Genomic DNA, 17,324 nt, shown 5'->3' on the forward strand with positions numbered 1-17,324 from the left:
CGCTGATGAGCATCCTCAGCGCGCCGGCGCTGGCGCAGGAGGCGCCGGCGAATGCTGCGGGGGCGGCGGACCCGTCGATCGTCTCGGACGCGAACGACATCGTCGTCACCGGCAGCCGGCGGCGGACGACGTTGCAGGACGCGCCGATCAACATCAGCGCCGTCTCCGCCGAGACGATCCAGACGCAGCGGCTCGACGACATCCGCTCGCTCGCCTCCTTCACGCCGGGCGTCACCGTCGCCGACACCGGCCCGGGCTCGACCGGCGCGATCATCCTGCGCGGCATCGCCTCGGGCGACACCAGCGTGGGCGGCGCAGACAGCGGCAATGCGGTCGGCGTCTATCTGGGCGAAGTGCCACTCTACCTCGACTTCAAGCTGATCGACGTCGCGCGCGTCGAGGTGCTGCAGGGGCCGCAGGGCACGCTCTACGGTCTCGGCACGCTCGCCGGTGCGGTGCGCTACATCCCCAACCGTCCGGAGACCGACCGGATCACGATCGACGCGCACGGCCGCGGCTATGCCCAGTCGCATTCGGGGGATTTCGGCGCGCTCGGCGACGTCGCGATCAACGTGCCGATCGTCAAGGACCACATCGCCTTCCGCACCTCGACCGGCTATTACGACAATGCCGGCTTCATCGATTACAATTACCTGCTCCAGCAGCCCGGCGTGTCGGACCCGCAGCCGGGCCGCGCGGCGACCGGCGCGGCCGGATCGCTGGGCAGCAACGCCGATTACGGCGCCAACTTCACGCGCAGGCGCGACGTCAATTACGAACACACCTTCACCACGCGCAACCAGTTGCTGCTCGAGGTCAATCCCGACATCAAGGCGTATCTCACCTACGCGCATCAGACGACCAAGACCGGCGGCCGTCAGGCGAATGGCGCGGGCGTGCTCGGCACCGGCGATTACGAAGGCCCGTGGCGCTATCTGGAACCGGTCGACCGCCGGGCCGATCTGTTCTCCGCCGAATTCAACATCAACCTCGGCCGGATCGCGCAGCTGGTCAGCACCACCGCCTATACCAAGCAGCATATCACCAGCACCGACGACAATACCGATCTGCTGCTCGACCTCGATTACGGCTATGAGGCGTTCCCGCAATTCTCCTCCTATGCCAACAATGAACAGCGTTACCGGCAGTTCAACCAGGAGGTACGGATCGTCTCCGCGCATGGCGGGCCGTTCAACTGGGTGATCGGCGGCTTCTACAATCGGCTGAAGTTCGGCAGCACGCGCAACGAATATACGCCCGGCTTCGCCGCCTTCGCCGGCATCAACCGGCCCGACGACCTCGAATATATCTCGCTGGTCAACAGCAAGACGACCGAGAAGGCCGCCTATGGCGAAGGCACGCTGCACCTGACCCAGGCGTGGCAGGTCACCGGCGGCATCCGCTATTTCAAATATGACGCGAGCGTCGAGGGCGGATCGGACACGCCGCTGTTCGGCGGCGGCCTGACGCGCATGCCCTATCCGTCGACCACGATCGCCGCGAGCCGCATCCGCACCGGCGATACCGCCAAGGACGGCGTGGTGTGGAAGGGCAATACCTCGTACAAGTTCAGCGAGAACCTGCTCGCCTATTTCACCTATTCGACCGGTTATCGCGTCGGCGGCGTCAACCGCGTCGTCCCCTGCATCCAGCCGCTGCCCGCCGGCCAGAACCTCTGCGCGCTGCCCAATGAATTGGTCTACGGCCCGGACCGCACGCGCAACAAGGAAGTGGGCATCCGCGCCAGCCTGTTCGACAAGAGGCTGCAATTCACCGTCGACGGCTATGAGATCAACTGGACCGGCGTGCAGGTACCGAGCCAGACGGTCAACGGCGCGATCGGCATCACCGTCAACGGCGCCGACGCCGTGTCGCGCGGCTTCGACGTCCAGACGACGGTGCGGCCGGTGCGCAACCTGTCGCTGACCGGCACCTATTCCTATGTCGACGCGCATCTGACGCAGGATGTCGCCGGGCTCGTCGTCAGCCAGGGGGTGCGCTACGATGCCTTTGCGGGCGATCGCCTGCCCGGATCGGCGAAGAACAGCGGCAGCCTGCAGATCAACTACACCTATCCGCTCGGCGACGGCCGCCGGATCGAGGCGAATTGGGCGTCCGTCTATCGCGGCGGCATCTATTCGCGCGTCGGCCTGCGCGGCAACGGCGAACGCATCCCCAGCTATGTGACGCACGGCGCGTCGTTGAACTACGTCACGTCGCAATATGAGTTCGGCCTGTTCGCCGACAATATCTTCGACAAATATGCGGTGACCGCGATCAGCAACGACATATCGTCGTACAATCAGGTGCGCACCGATGTCGTCGAGCGCTATTACGCGCGCGGGGTGCTGACGCCGCGGCGCGTCGGCGTCGAATTCCGCCTTCATTATTGATCCGCCGATCGACGGGTGCCGTCCGCCCCGCGGCGGCGGCATCCCGCAGACCCGCGACACAGCCAAGACCAGGACCCCATGACCCGATTGATCGTCACGACGCGCGAGGGTGACACCCGCGCCCTTGAAACCGCGCCCGGCCTCTCCGTGATGGAGGTGATCCGCGAGGCGGGGATCGACGAACTGCTCGCGCTGTGCGGCGGTTGTCTGTCCTGCGCCACCTGCCACGTCATCGTCGACCCCGCCGACGCCGCGCGTCTCGCCCCCGCGAGCAGCGAGGAAGAGGATCTGCTCGACGGTCTGGACGACCGCGCACCGACATCGCGGCTCGCCTGCCAGATCCCCTTCGACGCCCGGCTCGACGGCCTGCGCGTGACGATCGGGGCGGAGGCCTGACCGGCTGACCGCGGTCGGACCCGTCGCAGCGGAGCCGTCGGTGAACGGCGTCGCAGCGCCGATTTTCGACGTGCCTCCCGGCGGATCGGCGCATAGCCTGCGGCGCGACCGCTTCCTCGCCCGGCTGGGCGGGCAGGCGGTCGGATCAGGCGACAGGGCGGACAGCCCGGCGATGGAGAGGACGGATATGACCGAAGGCGATATATTTGCCGTGCCGGCCGCGGTGGAGACGGCGGTGTCGCGGCGGCATCTGGTGGCGGGCTCGCTCGGCGTCGGCGCAGCGCTCGCCGCGCCGGCGCGTGCGGCGCAGACGCCGGGACGGACCGCGCCGCTGACGAGCATCGGCCTCGACCTCGCTTATGAGGCGATCGTGACGCTCGGCCCGGTCGAACAGGTCGGGATCACCCCGGTCGGCAAGCGCGTGCGCATCCCGATCACCGGCGGCACCTTCGCCGGCCCGCGGCTGTCCGGCACCATCCTGCCGGAGGGGATGGACTGGCAGGTGGTGCGCAGCGACGGCTTCACGATGGTCGAGGCGTCGTACCTGATGCGCGAGGCGGACGGCACGCTCATCCACATCTATAACAAGGGACTGGCCGGCAAGGATTATGTCCGCACGACGCCGGTGTTCGAAGTCCCGATGGGCAAGCATGGCTGGCTTAACCAGGCGGTGTTTCTCGGTATGATCGGCCCGGTTCCCGAACGCCGCGATCCGGCGGTGCGGATCACCGTCTACCGGGTCGCCTGAACCGGGTTTCGCGAGAGGAGCTTGCCGTGACGCACCGACTGCTGCTGGCGACGACCTCCGCTTTGTGCCTCACCGTCGGCGCCGCGGTCGCGCTGCACGGCGCGCCGGCGCCGGCCGCGGCGGCGCAGGCCGATGCCGGCCGCAGCGGGACTCGCTGCGCCGCGCTCGCCTCCTGGTCGCGCGGCGGGATTCGCATCACTGCGGCCACCCCGCATGCGGCGGGCCTCGTCGTTGACATCGGGCGTGGCGCACAATCCGCGCCGCTGCCGGCGCATTGCGAGGTCAGCGGGATGCTGGCGGAGCATGTCGGCCGCGACGGGCAGCGGTATGCGATCCGCTTCAAGATGCGGCTGCCCGACCAGTGGAACCGGCGCTTCCTGTTCCAGGGCGGCGGCGGCACCGACGGCAATGTCGACGAGGCGCTCGGCGTGATCGCGGAAGGCCAGCCGCTCGGGATCAGCCGCGGCTATGCGGTCATCACGCAGGATGCGGGGCATTCCAACACGTCCAACGCGGATCCGGCGCGCGGCGGCATGGTTGCCTTCGGCGCCGATCCGCAGGCGCGCGCCGATTACGGCCATGCTTCGCTCAAGGCGAGCTATGATGCCGCGCGCGCGATCATCGCTTATGTCTATGGCGGCGATCCGGTCCATTCCTATTTCGCCGGCTGTTCGAAGGGCGGGCAGGAGGGCATGGCCTTCGCGCAGCGCTATCCTGACGCGTTCGACGGGATCCTGGCCGCGGCACCCGGCTTCGCCCTGCCCAAGGCGGCGATCGCCGAGGCGTGGAACACGCAGCAATTCGCCGCGATCGTCCGCCGGGCGGGCGAGGCGAGCGTGCCGATCGCGCGCCTTGCCGAGAGCTTCTCGGACGCCGACCTGCGCCTCGCCCGCGATGCGGTGCTGGAGGCGTGCGACGCGCGCGACGGCCTCAGGGACGGCATCGTCGGGGCCTTCGCGCAATGCCGCACCGATGCGGTACTCGGCCGGCTGCGCGCGCGCGTCTGCCACGGCGACAAAGCGGCCGGCTGCCTCGCGCCGATTCAGATCGACGCGCTGGCGAAAGCCTATGCCGGGCCGCACGACAGCCGGGGCAGGGCGCTCTACGCCAGCTTCCCGTGGGACGCGGGCCTGTCCGATGACGGCTGGCGGGTGTGGAAGATCGGGCTGGCGGCGCAGGGGCCGCGGCCGATGATCCCGGCGATCAACGCCGCGATGGGCGCGCCCGCGCTGGCGACGATCTTCTCGACCCCGCCGCGCCTGCTCGCCGCGACGCCGCAGGCAGGGATGGATTACCAGCTTGCCTATAACGTCGATCGCGATGCGCCGGCGATCTTCGCCACCGCGCCGGGCTTCGCGCGATCGGCCTGGTCGGATATCGCCGCGCGATCCGAGGATCTGTCCGCCTTCCGCCGCCATGGCGCCAAGATGATCGTGCCGCACGGCGGCTCCGATCCCGTCTTCTCGATCAACGACACGATCGCCTGGTGGAGCGGCGTCGATCGCGCGACGGGCGGCAAGGCGGCGTCGTTCGTCCGCGTCTTCCCGGTGCCGGGCATGGGCCATTGCTCGGGCGGCCCGGCGACCGACCGGTTCGACGCCTTCGATGCCCTGGTCGCCTGGGTCGAGCGGGGCGTCGCACCCGACCGGATCGTCGCCCGTGCGAACCCCGCCTCGCCCTGGCCGGCGCGCACCCGTCCGCTCTGCCCCTATCCGAAGATCGCCAGACCGCGGCAGCCCGGCCACGCCTCCGAACGGGCCGAGGACTTCCTCTGCAGCTAGGCCGCCGCGTCGGGCATGGGTACGGCGACGCGCCGCCGACGCCCGTGCGGGCGCCGGCGGCCGGGCGTCAGTTGCTGTTGAGGCGGACGGTCAGCCCGATCGTCCGCGGCCGTGGGCCGGCGAGCAAGGTCGGGCCGTTGGCCGCGGTCGGGCCGCGATAATCCGAGATATTGTCGGCGAACAGCCGCACCTCGTAGCGATCGAACCGCACCCCGACGCTGGCGCGGTAGAGCTGATACGGATCGAGCGTATCGACCGTCGCATCGCCGTTGCGGGACCGCCCGATCGCGGTGACCGATCCGGTCGCGAACAGGTCGTAGCCGCCGATATCGTGATCGTAGGTGACGTCGCCGCGCCAGTTGAACGGCGGCGTGTTGAGCAGGCGCTGTCCGTCGCCGATGCGCGGATTGGCGGTGCCGAAGGCGGGCAGCACGCGGCTGAACTTCGAATCGTTGACGTTGCCGACCACCGACAGGACCAGCCCCTTGGCGGGCGTCCGCCACGTCGCCTCGACATCGAGTCCGCGCGAATAGCCGTCGCCGAGATTGGCGAAGGCGGCGAGCCCGATCGACGTGTTGAAGGCGCTCTGGATGTTGGTGTAGCGGATGTCGTACAGGCTGACCGCCAGCCGCAGCCCGCCGCCGAACAGCGTCGCCTTCGACCCGATTTCGAGGTTGCGCAACCGGTCTGGGGTCAGCGACAGCGCGCTCGGCACGCCGTCGGCGATCACCGCATCGGCCTGCGCCTTGGATTGCAGGATGCCGCTGCGAAAGCCGGTGCCCGCGTTGAAGAAGACCATCAGATCCTGATCGGGATAATAGGCCAGATTGGCGCGCCAGGTGACCGCGTCGGGATTGGCGTTGCTGAACACGCGGGTGCCGTTCGACAGCGAGTCCGACGTGCGATGATCGTTGAAATAGCGCAGCCCGACCAGCGGCACGAGCTTGCCGCCGAACAGCTGGTAGCTCACCTCCGAGAAGATCGCGTAATTCTCGGTCTTGGTGACGGTGTTGCCCGACAGCGCGAGCGCCGGGAAATTGATGTCGAAGGTATAGAGGCCGGTCGCATTCTGGTAGAAGACGCCGGCGACGCCGTGGAACGGGCCGGACCCGGCGGTGGCGACGCGGAATTCGTTGACGAAGTTCTTGGCGTCGCCGCCATTGTTGAGCACCCCGATGCCGAGCGGGGCGCCGAGGTTGAGCCCGACCTGGAAACCGCCGGGCAGCGACTTCTGATAGGAGGTCGCATTGGTCAGCGTCACCTTGCCGATGTCGCGCGTGACGGTGCCGGAGAAATAGAGGGCGCGGCGGCGGTCGTAGCCGACGACGTCGCCCTGATAGGCGGCATAGGGCGGATCGACCGAATTGGTGACGTTGAGGTAATTCTGGTCGGTGCTGAAATACCAGCCGCGCAGGCGGACGGTGGTCAGCGCGTCGGGCTTCCACAGCAGCACCGCCTGCAGGTCCTTGGCGACGACGTCATTGGCGTTGCGCGCGCGGGGCGTGCCGGTCGGCGCGCCGGCATAGATGTCGGCAATGCCGGCCTTGTAATCATATCCGCCGCTGATCCGCAGGCCGAGCGTGTCGGTGATCAGCGGCAGCGAAAAGGCCGCCGCGGCGCGATAGTTGATCTTGCTGGCATCGTTGGTCGTCGACACCTCCGCTTCGCCGGCTTCGGTAACGCGGCGCAGATCGGGGTTCTTGGTGTGGTAGATGATCGTGCCGGCGGCCGAGCCCTGGCCGTAGAGCGTGCCCTGCGGGCCGCGCAGCACCTCGACCCGGTCGAGATCGAAGTAATTGACCGGCGGCGCGCTCTGGTTGTTGGGGACGCCGAAGGGCGTGTCGTCGAGATAATAGCCGACCAGCCCGTCGCCGATCGGTCCGCCCGCGCCCGATCCGCGGAAGGAGAAGATGCGATAGCCCGCGCCGATCTCCTGCGCCTGCGATGCGCCGGGGATGAGCTGGATCAGGTCGGCGCCGTCGCGGACGTTGCGCTCCTTGAGCGTCGCGCCGGTGAACGCCTGGATCGCCTGCGGTACGCGGTTGAGCCGCTCGGCGCCTGTCTTCGATGCGGTGACGATGATGTCTGAGCCGTCGGGGGTCGGCACGTCGCTGGTCGATTGCGGTGCGGTGTCGACCGCCGTCGCGGTGGCGGTGGCGGTGGCGGTCGCCGTCGTCGGCGCGGACGTATCCTGCTGCGCCACGGCCGGGGTCGCGGCGAGCGCGATCGCGCAGGCGCCGAGCGATGCGCCGAGGTGGAGGCGCAGCGCGCCACGGGCATGCGACGGGCTGGCGTCTCTGCCAAGCCGGGCGGCACGCATGAAGATCATCATGCTATCCTCTCCTGATCGACCGACTGTCTTACGCAATCGGTTGCGCTGGCGTACCACGGCATCCAAAGCCATGCAATACGGCCTGATTTATGTCAGGCCGATGCGGCGAATGCGGCGCGCAGCGCGCCTTTCCAGGCGGTGGTGAAGGCGATGGCGACGCGGGCCTTGGGCGCGATGCCGTCAAAGCCGTGATAGGCGCCCGGCGTGACGTGCAATTGCGTCGCCACCCCGGCGTCGATCAGCCGCGTGGCATAGGCAATGTCCTCGCCGACGAAGAGATCGAGCGACCCCACGCCGATGAACGCAGGCGGCAGCCCCCTCAGATCGTCGACCCGCGCCGGCACCGCGCCGGTCGGCACCTGGACGCTGCCCGCCGGCCGGCCGAGGAAGCTGGTCCAGCCGAAGCGGTTGGCCGCCGCATTCCAGCCGATCGTGCCGATGAACGGCGGCACGGCCCGCGTGCTGCCGGTGCGATCGTCGAGCATCGGATAGATCAGCAGCTGATAGCAGAGCGGCACCGTGCGCCGGTCGCGCGCCGCGATCGCCAGCATCGCCGCCAGCCCGCCGCCGGCGCTCTCGCCCATCACCGCGATCCGCCTGGCATCAACGCCCAGCTCGGCCGCATGGGCGTGGAGCCAGACGAGCGCGCTGTGGCAGTCGTCGAGCGGCCCGGGAAACGGCGTCTCGGGCGACAGCCGGTAATCGGCTTCGACCACCACGCAATCGAGTTCCTCCGCCAGCCGCTGCGACGCGACGATCGTGTCGGCGACCCGGCCGAGGATCATGCCGCCGCCGTGGATATGGAGGATGGCGGGGCGGGGCGGCGTGCCGGACTTGCGGTTGATGACGATGACGCCGACCGGCGGGGATCCGGCGATGCCGGGCGCGACCCGTCGTTCGACCGCGGCGGCGGGCGGCGGCAGCGGAGACGGCGCCGGCGGCAACGTCCGACGGATGGCGCGGACCGCGTCGGGGGTCAGTGGATCGGGCAACGGGCGGGAAAGGATCATCCTCGCGCCCTCGCGCAATTCGGGATCGACCCGCGCCAGGATCGCTGCGTCGCCTGCCGGCGATTGCGCCGCTGCCAACGACGGCAGCGTCGCCGCCGCGGTGATCAGGCCGAAGTGGAAATCCCGCCGTGTCAGGTCCATCGCTGCATCCTCCCGATATCCGGCGCTGTCGCGCTCTCGTCGGCAGGGTGATCGAAAACGCCGTCTCCGACAAGAGCTTAGCGGCAAAACTCGCAAACGATTGCGAGCAGCCGTCAGTGACGGTGCATCCAGACATCGAACAGCGCCAGCCACGCACCGTTCGGCGCGCCGGGCGTTCCCAGCCCGAAGCCGTGGCCGCCGCGCTCGAACAGGTGGATCTCCGCCGGAACCTTCGCCGCGCGCAGCGCCGCCAGCATCATCAGGCTGTTCTCGGGCGGCACCGCCGTGTCGTCGAGCGCATGGACGAGGAAGGTCGGCGGCGTCGTCGCATCGACGTGGCGGTCGGGCGAGCGCTGCGCGACCAGCGCCTCGTCGGGGGCGGGGCCGAGCAGGTGCGCCGCGCTCGCCGCATTGGTGTAGCGCGCGGCGAGGGTGATGACGGGGTAGATGAGGCCCGCCGCCGCGGGACGCGGATCGATCGTGTCGATCGCGTCGCGCGCCGCATAGACGCGCTCGCCGAATCCCGTCGCCAGCGAGGCGGCGAGGTGGCCGCCCGCCGAATAGCCGACCACCGCGACCGCCTGCGCATCGAAGCGATATCGTCCCGCCGCCGCGCGGATCACGCGCATCGCGCGCTGCGCATCCTGCAGCGGTACGGTCGCGCGGTGGCTCCACCCTTCGCCGGGCAGGCGGTGGATGAGCACGAAGACGGTATAGCCGCGCGCCGCCAGCGCCTGCGCGGTGTCGCCGCCTTCATGCGTGCCGACGATGAACGTATAGGCGCCGCCGGGGATCAGCAGCACCGCGCGGCCGTTGCCCGACTGCGGCCGGAAGACGTGCAGCGTCGGGCACGCGACGTTGCGGAAGAACCCAGGCGGGCTGTCCGGCGGCAGCGGCTGCGGGGCGAAGCCGGTCTCCGGCGGCGTGCCCGGCCACAGCGGCAGCGTCTCCGCCGCCCGCCACGCCGCCGACAGCGGCCCGAGCGGCCCCGGCGCAGGTTCGGGCGCACGCTGCGCCGTCGCGGCCTGCGGCAGCGCCAGCCCCGCGCCGGTCGCGGCGAGCAGGGTGCGGCGGTCGATCGTCGGTGGGAAGCGCATCAGCCGCGCCCCCCGAAGGCCGTGGCGGGCCCGCACGGCCACGCGCCGGTGCAGTCGCGCGCGACCCGCGCCTGCGACGCCCCGGCATCGAAGGCGTCGGGCGTGACATGGGCATGGGTCGGCCCGCCCGCGGCGATCCGCCGATGCCCTTGGCGTCGTGTCAGCATCGTCTCCCCTCCGCCGCAGCCGCTGCAATCGATTGTTCAGAACTTATCCCGCTTCCGGCAGCATCGCAACAGACGCGGCGCGACCGCATCGCGGCAGCGCCTCGACGCCGCGCTCCTGACCGGACCACGCACCGCATCGATGGTTCACCAGCGATTCAAACGATTATCATCGCTGCTTCGTCCGGCTTACCCTCATCGCAAACAGCCGAGCCGGAGACATTCGTCGGGCGATCATCCGCCCGCGGCCGTCATTTGCCGGCGCAAGCAGGAGAGACCTCGCATGACGACCATAGACCGGCGGGCCATGATCGCGAATGCGGCGATGATACCGCTGGCCGGCGCGGCGGCGACGGTCGGCCTGACCCCCGCGCCGGCGGCCGCCGCGCCGCGCGTCTTCCCGCCCTCCTTCCTGTGGGGCGTGGCGACCTCCGGCCACCAGACCGAGGGCAATAATACCAACAGCGACGTCTGGGCGGTCGAGCATCTCACCCCGTCCAACTTCAAGGAGCCGTCGGGCGATGCCTGCGACAGCTTCGAGCGCTGGCCGGTCGACCTCGACATCGTCCGCGGTCTCCACCTCGACAGCTATCGCTTCTCGCTGGAATGGGCGCGGATCGAGCCGGAGCCCGGCCAGTTCTCGATCGCGATGCTCGATCACTACAAGGCGATGATCGACGGCTGCCGGTCGCGCGGGATCAAGCCGATCGTGACGTTCAGCCACTTCAGCTGCCCGCGCTGGTTCGCCCTCGCCGGCGGCTGGACCAACCCGGAGGCGCCGCAGCTGTTCGCGCGCTTCTGCGACCGCGCGGCGCGGCATCTGGCCGGTGCCATCCACGCCGCGGCGACGCTGAACGAGCCCAATCTGATGCGCCTGCTGCGCTACAAATTGCCCGCCCGCGCGCTGGCCGGCAGCGATGCGGTGCGCGCGGCGGCGGCGCGGGCCTATGGATCGGACCGCTTCGTCGCGATGATGATCGAAAGCGCCGCGCAGACCGAGGCGGCGCTGCCGATCATGATCGCCGCGCATCACGCCGGGCGGGCGGCGATCAAGGCGGTGCGCTCCGACCTGCCGGTCGGCGTGACGCTCGCCATCGAGGACGATCAGGCGGTCGGCGCACCCGAGGCGCGCGATCGCAAGCGCCGCCTCTGCTATGCCGACTGGCTCGAGGCGGCGCGCGGCGACGATTTCGTCGGCGTGCAGAATTACGAGCGGTCGCGCATCGGCGCGGAGGGCCGGCTGCCGCCCCCCGCAGGGGCGATGCTCAATGCGTCCGGCGCGGAAATCTATCCACCCTCGCTCGCCGGTGCGGTGCACTATGCCTGGGACGTGGCGAAGGTGCCGGTGCTCGTCTCCGAACATGGCGTCAACACGCAGGACGACCGGCAACGCGCCGCGCTGATCCCGGCGGCGCTGGCGCACCTGCACGACACGATGGCGCAGGGCGTGCCGGTGCTGGGCTATTGCCATTGGTCGCTGCTCGACAATTTCGAATGGATCTTCGGTTACGGCCCCCGCTACGGGCTGGCGAGCGTCGACCGGACGACGTTCCGGCGCACGCTCAAGCCCAGTGCGCATGTTCTCGCCGCGATCGCCCGGCGTCGCGCGGTCTGAACACCCGCGCATATGCCAGGCGATGGTAAATCCTGGCTCCCTGCGCCATTCCGGTAGCAGGAGAGGGCGTCGGCGGCGGCACGAGGCCCGGCGGAGAAGCGCATGCGGCTGGACAAGTTCGACCTCAATCTGCTCGTCGCGTTCGAGGCGCTGATGGCGGAGCGCAGCGTGACGCGCGCGGCGCAACGGCTCAATCTGACCCAGTCGGCGACCAGCGCCTCGCTCAAGCGACTGCGCGAGGCGTTCCAGGACGAATTGCTCGTCCTCCACGGCAAGACGATGATCCCGACCCCGCATGCCCTGTCGCTCGCGCCCGAGATCGCCAGCGCGATCGTCCTGCTCAAGAATTTGATCTCGTCCGCGACCGGCTTCGATCCCGCCGTCTCCGAGCGGCGGTTCCGCATCGTCGCGTCGGATTACACCACCACGGTGTTCATCCAGCCGCTGCTCGCCCTGTTGCGGCGCGAGGCGCCGCACGTCCGGCTCGACCTGCTGTCGCCCCGCGAGGACACGTCCGATCGATTGGCCAAGGGCGAATATGATCTGTCGATCGTGCCGATCGAATTCGCCGACCTGCGCCACCCGACCGAGGAATTGTGGCGCGAGCGGCACGTCGTCGTCGGCTGGCGCGACAATCCGATCTTCGCGCAGCCGATCGGCGTCGACGCTTATGCCGCCGCCGGTCACGTCGTCGTCCAGATCGACGGCCGCAACACCTTCATCGAAAACGCGCTGTCGCAGCGTGGCCTGCTGCGCAAGGTGGAGGTGGCGGTGCCGTCCTTCCTGCAGGTGCCCTGGCTGTTGCCGGATACGCTGCGGCTGTCGCTGATGCACGAACGGCTGGCGATGCTGATGGCGGAGCGGCTCGACCTGCGCATCGCGCCGTTGCCGTTCGATATTCCGCCGATGATCCAGGTGCTGCAATATCATTCGACCCGGCATCTGGACCAGGGCCTGCGCTGGCTGCGGACGCGCTGCCACGCCGTCGCCAGATTCGCGCCGCCGCCGCCGGATCACAAATCGGAGTGATGGAAAACGAGCTAAATTAACAATTTTCCCGAATGCCGCCGGTTCCATATCACCCTGTCAACAGACGGCGACAACGCCGGAACATTGGGAGGATGTATGAAGCGCACTGCGGTTCTGCTCGCGTCGGCGGCTGCCCTGGTCGGATCGCCGGCCTTTGCCCAGGCGGGCCAGATCGTTCCGACCGAAACGCCCGGCGCGACCCGGCCCGATCAGCCGGCCGAGGCGGATCAGGGCGTCGGCGCCAATGCGCAGGCGCAGGCCGCGGCGCAGGACAGCGGTCAGCTCGAGGACATCGTCGTCACCGCGCAGAAGCGCGAACAGCGGCTGCGCGACGTGCCGGTCGCCGTCACCGCGCTCACCGCCGACACGCTGATCGCCCGCGGCATCAACGACGTCGCCGCCGTCACCCGCGCGGTCCCGAGTCTCACCGTCACGCAGACGGATGTCGCGACCTCGAACAGCATCAACATCCGCGGCATCGGCACCAATGCGTTCAGCATCGGCGTCGAACCGGCGGTGGCGGTGGTGCTCGACGATGTCGCGCTGCTGCAACAGGCGCAGGCCTTCTCCGGCCTGTCCGACATCGCCCGGATCGAGGTGTTGCGCGGGCCGCAGGGCACGTTGTTCGGCAAGGGCGCGTCGGCGGGCGTGGTCAACATCGCCTCGCAGGCGCCGTCGTCGAAGCTGGAAGCGGGCGTCGCGACGCAGCTCACCACCGATCAGGAATTCCGGCTCGACGGATCGATCTCCGGCCCGGTGACCGACTGGCTCGGCGTGCGCGCCAATTTCTTCGTCGTCGACCGCGACGGCTATATCAACAATCGCGCCGGCGGCGACCGGCTCGGCGGCGAGAAGAGCAATGGCGTGCGCATCCGCGTCGACATCGATCCGACCTCGCGGCTCAACGTCGCGCTGATCGCCAGCACCTCGCGCAACGTGACCGAGCCGGTCCGCACCTTCCGCTATATCCAGTCCGCCAATACGCGCATCTTCGCGGTGCAGCCCTATTTCGCCGGCAATCTGCTCGCGCCCGGACTGGTCGGGATCGTGCCGGGGACCGGCAATTACGACACGCGGGTCAACGTCCGGCCGAAGAGCGACAGCGAGCAGTCGCTCTACATCGGCCGCGCGACGCTCGACCTCGGTTTCGCCAATCTGATCGCGGTGACGGGGTATCAGACCTGGGATCTGACGACGCGCGAGGACACCGATCTGACCGACCTCGCCTCGATCGCCGGCAATGCCGGCGGCGTCAGCCAGATCTCAGACTATAACGCGCGGCAATTCTCGCAGGAGCTGCGCCTCGTCTCGAGCGGCGGCGGGCCGTTCAGCTATGTCGGCGGCCTCTATTACGCCAACGGCCATACCGATCGCAGCTTCCAGCGCTTCGCTTTCGGGCCGGGCGCGCAGCAATGGACGGGCCGGGCCGGGACCGAGAGCTATGCCGCCTTCGGCCAGGCGACGCTCAACATCACCGGCACCACCCATGTCGACGGCGGCATCCGCTTCAACCGCGAAACCATCAACGTCCGCTTCACCGATCTGCGGTCGAGCGCGACCGCGGCGACCTGCGGCACCGGCTGCGCCGGCGACAGCAGCGACGACCAGATCACCTACAAGGCGGCGCTGCGCCAGGACCTCAACCGGTCGACGATGGTCTATGCCTCCTATGCCACGGGCTACAAGGGGCAGGGCTATGACGTGTCGAGCGGCTTCACGCCGACCCGCGCGTCGACGCCGATCCGCCCCGAACATTCCAAGGCCTATGAGGTCGGGCTGAAGGGCCAGTTCTTCGACAATCACGTCCAGCTCAACCTCGCCGGTTTCTGGACCGACTATAAGGATTTCCAGACGCAGACCGCGGCCAATGTCGGCGGCGTGCTGACCTTCCTGCTCGCCAACGCGCCGCGCCTGCGCAGCCGCGGCATCGAGGGCGACGTGTCGATCCGCCCGTTCCGCGCGCTGCGCCTCGACGGCGGAGCCTCCTACACCGACGCGCGCATCCAGGAATTCTCGACCGCCACCTGCTATCCGGGCGAACCGTTCGTCGTCGGCACGGTGGCGACCACGCCGGGCGTCTGCGTCGGCGCGACGACCTCGACCGGCGTGCAGAATCTCGCCGGTGCGCGGCTCGCCAATGCGCCGAAGTTCAAATACACCGTCTCGGGGACGTATGACGTCACCCTGCCCAGCCTGCCGTTCGATGGCTTCGTCCAGGCCGACTGGTCGTATCAGAGCTCCGTCAATTTCGACATCGGCGGCAATCCGCTGACTTTCCAGCGTGGTTATGGCGTGCTCAACGGCAGTATCGGGCTGAAGGCCGATGACGGGCGCGGCTATCAGATCAGTCTCTTCGCCAACAATCTTCTCGACAAACATTATGCGACGCAGATCACCGCCGCATCGGGAAGCAACACCGACGCCGGCGTCACCAACGCCGGGCTGGCGACGGCACAATTCCTCAGCCGCGACTCGCGCCGTTACTTCGGCATCCGGGCGCGGGTGCGGTATTGATCGGTGGTTCGCCGGGTGAAATCTCAGGGGGAGGCGAAACGATGGATGCGATGAAGATCCTCGTGATCGGCGGCGGGATCGGCGGACTGACCGCGGCGATCGCCTTGCGCCGGCGCGGCGACACGGTCGAGGTGGTCGAGCGCGATCCGGGCTGGTCGGTCTATGGCGTCGGCATTATCCAGCAGGCCAATGTCGTCCGCGCGATGGCGCAGCTCGACCTGCTCGACGATTATCTGTCGGCGGGCGTCGGCTTCGACGCGGTCGAGGTGTTCGTGCCGAGCGGGCAGAAGGTCGCGCGCATCCCGTCGCCGCGGCTGGTCGAGGACCGGCCGGCGAACGTCGGGATCGGCCGACCGGCGCTGCACCGCGTGCTGGGCGACCGCGCGCTGGCGAGCGGCGCGACCGTGCGGCTGGGGATCATGCCGACCGATCTCGCCGATGACGGCGACGGCGTGACGGTGACCTTCTCCGACGGTAGCCGCGGCCGCTACGATCTCGTCATCGGCGCGGACGGCGCCTATTCGCAGACGCGGGGCAGGCTGTTCCCCGATGCGCCGGTACCCGAATTCACCGGCCAGGCGGTGTGGCGGTACAATCTGCCGCGGCTCGCCGACATGGACGCCTTGCAGGTCTATAACGGGCCGAACGGCGTCGGGCTGGTGCCGATCTCCGCGACGCTGATGTACCTGTTCGTGACCACCAGCGAGCCGGGCAATCCCTTCTACCCGACCGAGGGGCTGGCGGCGGCGATGCGCGGCAAGCTCGCCGCCTCCGCGCCGGCGATTCGCGCGCTCGCCGAGGGGATCACCGACGATGCCGGCGTCGTCTACCGCCCGCTCGAAGCGCTGCTGGTCGAGGGGCCATGGCACGAGGGGCGGGTCGTGCTGCTCGGCGACGCGGTGCATGCGACCACGCCGCATCTCGGGCAGGGCGCGGGGATGGCGATCGAGGATGCGATCGTGCTCGCCGACGAACTCGGCCGGCATGACACGCTGGCGGCGGCGCTGACCGCCTATCGCGACCGGCGCTTCGATCGCTGCGCCTATATCGTGCGCTCGAGCCTCGCCATCTGCCACGGCCAGATCGGGCGCGCCCCCGCGGTCGACAATGCCGCCGCGACCAAGGCCATGTTCGACATGGTCGCCGCCCCGATCTGACCCCCCCCCCCCATCGACATGATTGCGCACAGGAGCTGATGTGATGAGCCGAGTGACCGAAATCCGTTACGTTGGCTATGCGGTGGCCGACCTCGACGCCGAACGTGCCTTCTATCGCGACGACTGGAAACTGATCGACGCGGGCGAGAAGGACGGGATGGTGCATTTCGCCGCCGAGGGCCATGACGAGAATTATGTCGTCCGGTTGCGGGCCGACGACACCAACAGCATCGACGTCATCGCGCTCGCCGCCGACGGCGATGCCGATGTCGAGGCGCTGCACGACCGGGTCGTCGCCGCCGGCTGCCGGGTGATCTTCGCCCCGCGCGCGCTCGATACGCTCGGCGGCGGCTATGGCTTCCGCTTCTTCTCGCCCGACGGGCTGCCGTTCGAAGTGTCCGCCGGCGTCGACCGGCGCACGCCGCGCCAGCTCAACCGCTGGGAAGGCATCCCGCAGAAGATCAGCCATATCGTCCTGCATTCGCCGGATCATCGGGCGATGGTGCGCTTCTTCGTCGAGGTGCTGGGCTTCCGGGTCAGCGACTGGCTCGGCGATTTCATGTGCTTCCTGCGCTGCAACAGCGCGCATCACCGGCTCGCGCTGCTGCCGGGGCCGGCCTGCCTCAACCACGTCGCCTATGACATGCTGACGGTGGACGACATGATGGCGGGCATCCGCCGGCTGAAGCGTGCCGGCACCGACATCCTGTGGGGACCGGGGCGGCATACCGCGGGCAACAACACGTTCAGCTATTTCACCACGCCGAACGGCTTCGCGGTCGAATATAGTTCGGAGCTGGAGCACGTCGATTTCGACGCGCATGTCGATCAGGTCCATGCCCCCGGACCGACGACGATGGACCAATGGGGGATCGGCGTCGGCGGCCCGCAGACGATGCCGCATCCCAAGCCCGATCCGCGCCTGTTCACCGCGGCGGGGGTCTGAT

General features: G+C 69.0%; 13 protein-coding genes. 9 read left to right on the forward strand and 4 right to left on the reverse strand.

Translation table 11 applies throughout. The features are described from left to right. Nucleotides 1-5: 5 nt before the first annotated feature. The 4 genes from PBN85_RS02060 to PBN85_RS02075 all read left to right on the forward strand — a co-directional run bounded on the left by PBN85_RS02060 (nucleotide 6) and on the right by PBN85_RS02075 (nucleotide 5,318). Complete coding sequence (locus tag PBN85_RS02060) at nucleotides 6-2,393, forward strand: TonB-dependent receptor (protein WP_271299998.1); 2,388 nt, start codon at nucleotides 6-8, stop codon at nucleotides 2,391-2,393. A 78-nt stretch (nucleotides 2,394-2,471) separates the two neighbouring features. After that, complete coding sequence (locus PBN85_RS02065; protein WP_271299999.1) at nucleotides 2,472-2,789, forward strand: 2Fe-2S iron-sulfur cluster-binding protein; 318 nt, start codon at nucleotides 2,472-2,474, stop codon at nucleotides 2,787-2,789. Nucleotides 2,790-2,829: 40 nt separating this feature from the next. Further along, complete coding sequence (locus PBN85_RS02070) at nucleotides 2,830-3,537, forward strand: DUF3237 family protein (protein ID WP_271300000.1); 708 nt, start codon at nucleotides 2,830-2,832, stop codon at nucleotides 3,535-3,537. A gap of 26 nt (nucleotides 3,538-3,563) precedes the next feature. Further along, a complete protein-coding gene (locus tag PBN85_RS02075; RefSeq protein WP_271300001.1) occupies nucleotides 3,564-5,318 on the forward strand; it encodes a tannase/feruloyl esterase family alpha/beta hydrolase in 1,755 nt (584 codons plus the stop codon). A 67-nt stretch (nucleotides 5,319-5,385) separates the two neighbouring features. On the opposite strand, the gene PBN85_RS02080 is transcribed toward PBN85_RS02075, so the two are convergent. The 4 genes from PBN85_RS02080 to PBN85_RS02095 all read right to left on the reverse strand — a co-directional run bounded on the left by PBN85_RS02080 (nucleotide 5,386) and on the right by PBN85_RS02095 (nucleotide 10,065). Then, entirely contained in the window at nucleotides 5,386-7,650 is a 2,265-nt protein-coding gene (locus PBN85_RS02080) for a TonB-dependent receptor (protein WP_271300002.1), read from the reverse strand. 92 nt (nucleotides 7,651-7,742) lie between these two features. Further along, nucleotides 7,743-8,801, reverse strand: a complete 1,059-nt coding sequence (locus PBN85_RS02085; RefSeq protein ID WP_271300003.1) for an alpha/beta hydrolase — start codon at nucleotides 8,799-8,801, stop codon at nucleotides 7,743-7,745. 113 nt (nucleotides 8,802-8,914) lie between these two features. Beyond that, complete coding sequence (locus PBN85_RS02090; protein WP_271300004.1) at nucleotides 8,915-9,898, reverse strand: alpha/beta hydrolase; 984 nt, start codon at nucleotides 9,896-9,898, stop codon at nucleotides 8,915-8,917. Then, complete coding sequence (locus PBN85_RS02095; RefSeq protein ID WP_271300005.1) at nucleotides 9,898-10,065, reverse strand: hypothetical protein; 168 nt, start codon at nucleotides 10,063-10,065, stop codon at nucleotides 9,898-9,900. Before PBN85_RS02095 ends, PBN85_RS02090 begins: the two co-directional genes overlap by 1 nt. Nucleotides 10,066-10,345: 280 nt before the next feature. On the opposite strand from PBN85_RS02095, the gene PBN85_RS02100 reads away from it, so the two are divergent. The 5 genes from PBN85_RS02100 to PBN85_RS02120 all read left to right on the forward strand — a co-directional run bounded on the left by PBN85_RS02100 (nucleotide 10,346) and on the right by PBN85_RS02120 (nucleotide 17,323). Further along, nucleotides 10,346-11,677 (forward strand): family 1 glycosylhydrolase, encoded by a 1,332-nt coding sequence (locus PBN85_RS02100; protein WP_271300006.1) that lies wholly within the window; start codon nucleotides 10,346-10,348, stop codon nucleotides 11,675-11,677. 102 nt (nucleotides 11,678-11,779) lie between these two features. Then, entirely contained in the window at nucleotides 11,780-12,706 is a 927-nt protein-coding gene (locus PBN85_RS02105; RefSeq protein WP_051583243.1) for a LysR family transcriptional regulator, read from the forward strand. A 96-nt stretch (nucleotides 12,707-12,802) separates the two neighbouring features. Next, nucleotides 12,803-15,220: a TonB-dependent receptor gene (locus PBN85_RS02110; protein ID WP_271300007.1), complete on the forward strand. Its 2,418-nt coding sequence runs from the start codon at nucleotides 12,803-12,805 to the stop codon at nucleotides 15,218-15,220. Nucleotides 15,221-15,261: 41 nt separating this feature from the next. Continuing rightward, nucleotides 15,262-16,377, forward strand: a complete 1,116-nt coding sequence (locus PBN85_RS02115) for an FAD-dependent oxidoreductase (protein ID WP_271300008.1) — start codon at nucleotides 15,262-15,264, stop codon at nucleotides 16,375-16,377. Nucleotides 16,378-16,420: 43 nt separating this feature from the next. Next, complete coding sequence (locus PBN85_RS02120; protein ID WP_037531771.1) at nucleotides 16,421-17,323, forward strand: VOC family protein; 903 nt, start codon at nucleotides 16,421-16,423, stop codon at nucleotides 17,321-17,323. Nucleotide 17,324: the final 1 nt, after the last annotated feature.

The organism is Sphingomonas sp. CV7422 (assembly GCF_027945725.1).
GTDB lineage: Bacteria > Pseudomonadota > Alphaproteobacteria > Sphingomonadales > Sphingomonadaceae > Sphingomonas > Sphingomonas kyungheensis.

Bases quoted from the DNA above. Each gene is read 5' to 3' on its own strand.
- PBN85_RS02060 (WP_271299998.1), top strand. From the start codon at position 6: ATGAGCATCCTCAGCGCGCCGGCGCTGGCGCAGGAGGCGCCGGCGAAT.
- PBN85_RS02065 (WP_271299999.1), top strand. From the start codon at position 2,472: ATGACCCGATTGATCGTCACGACGCGCGAGGGTGACACCCGCGCCCTT.
- PBN85_RS02080 (WP_271300002.1), bottom strand. From the start codon at position 7,650: ATGATGATCTTCATGCGTGCCGCCCGGCTTGGCAGAGACGCCAGCCCG.
- PBN85_RS02085 (WP_271300003.1), bottom strand. From the start codon at position 8,801: ATGGACCTGACACGGCGGGATTTCCACTTCGGCCTGATCACCGCGGCG.
- PBN85_RS02090 (WP_271300004.1), bottom strand. From the start codon at position 9,898: ATGCGCTTCCCACCGACGATCGACCGCCGCACCCTGCTCGCCGCGACC.
- PBN85_RS02095 (WP_271300005.1), bottom strand. From the start codon at position 10,065: ATGCTGACACGACGCCAAGGGCATCGGCGGATCGCCGCGGGCGGGCCG.
- PBN85_RS02100 (WP_271300006.1), top strand. From the start codon at position 10,346: ATGACGACCATAGACCGGCGGGCCATGATCGCGAATGCGGCGATGATA.
- PBN85_RS02105 (WP_051583243.1), top strand. From the start codon at position 11,780: ATGCGGCTGGACAAGTTCGACCTCAATCTGCTCGTCGCGTTCGAGGCG.
- PBN85_RS02110 (WP_271300007.1), top strand. From the start codon at position 12,803: ATGAAGCGCACTGCGGTTCTGCTCGCGTCGGCGGCTGCCCTGGTCGGA.
- PBN85_RS02115 (WP_271300008.1), top strand. From the start codon at position 15,262: ATGGATGCGATGAAGATCCTCGTGATCGGCGGCGGGATCGGCGGACTG.
- PBN85_RS02120 (WP_037531771.1), top strand. From the start codon at position 16,421: ATGAGCCGAGTGACCGAAATCCGTTACGTTGGCTATGCGGTGGCCGAC.